Below are 914 nucleotides of genomic sequence, written 5' to 3' on the forward strand. Positions count from 1 at the left end.
CTCGTCGAGGAGGCCGCTGAGGCACTGGCGCATGCACCCGCCCTGGCCCCGGTCAGTGGAATCTCCGCCCGCAACCTCGCCTATATCGACTTCACCTCGGGCTCCACAGGCCGCCCCAAGGGCGTCTGCATCGAGCACGCCTCCGTGCTGCGCACCGTCCTGGACGTGCGCTACGCCGACGTCGGCGCCCAGCACTCCTTCCTCCTCATCGCCCCCATCTCCTTCGACGCCTCCACCCTCGAAGTCTGGGGGCCGCTGCTCAATGGCGGCCGCCTCGTCGTCTTCCCTCCCCACTCCCCCAGCGACTTGCGGGAGCTGGCCGCCGTCCTCCAGCACCACTCCATCTCCACCCTTCACCTCACCTCGGGCCTCTTCACCCAGATGGTGGATGGCAACCTCGAGGGGCTGCGTGGCGTGCGCCAACTGCTCACCGGCGGCGACGTCGTCTCCTCGCCCCACGTGCGTCGCGTCATCGAGCACCTGCGCATTCCAGTCACCGCCTGTTACGGCCCCACCGAGGGCACTCTCTTCACCTCATGCTTCCGCATGACGGAGGCCTCACAGGTACCGGCCTCCATCCCCATCGGCACGCCCATCTCCTGTACCCAGGTGTACCTGCTGGACGGCTACCTGCAGCCGGTGCCTCCGGGCACTCCGGGCGAGCTGTACGTCTCCGGTGACGGCCTGGCGCGTGGCTACCTCCAGCACCCCGCGCTCACCGCCGAGCGCTTCCTGCCCAACCCCTTCAGCTCCACCCCCGGTGCCCGCCTCTACCGCACCGGAGACCTGGCCCGGCACCGCGCTGACGGTGTGCTGGAGTTCCTGGGCCGCGCCGACTTCCAGGTGAAGATTCGCGGCTTCCGCATCGAGCCAGGCGAGGTGGAGGCCGCGCTGCTGGCCCACCCCGAGGTGCG

Annotated in this window: 1 protein-coding gene; it reads left to right on the forward strand. The window is 69.7% G+C overall.

Features of this window, described 5'->3' with window-relative positions; translation table 11 throughout:
* Positions 1-914: amino acid adenylation domain-containing protein (locus G4D83_RS45220; protein ID WP_163871167.1), on the forward strand; the 914-nt coding region annotated here is incomplete at both ends.

The organism is Myxococcus eversor (assembly GCF_010894455.1).
GTDB lineage: Bacteria > Myxococcota > Myxococcia > Myxococcales > Myxococcaceae > Myxococcus > Myxococcus eversor.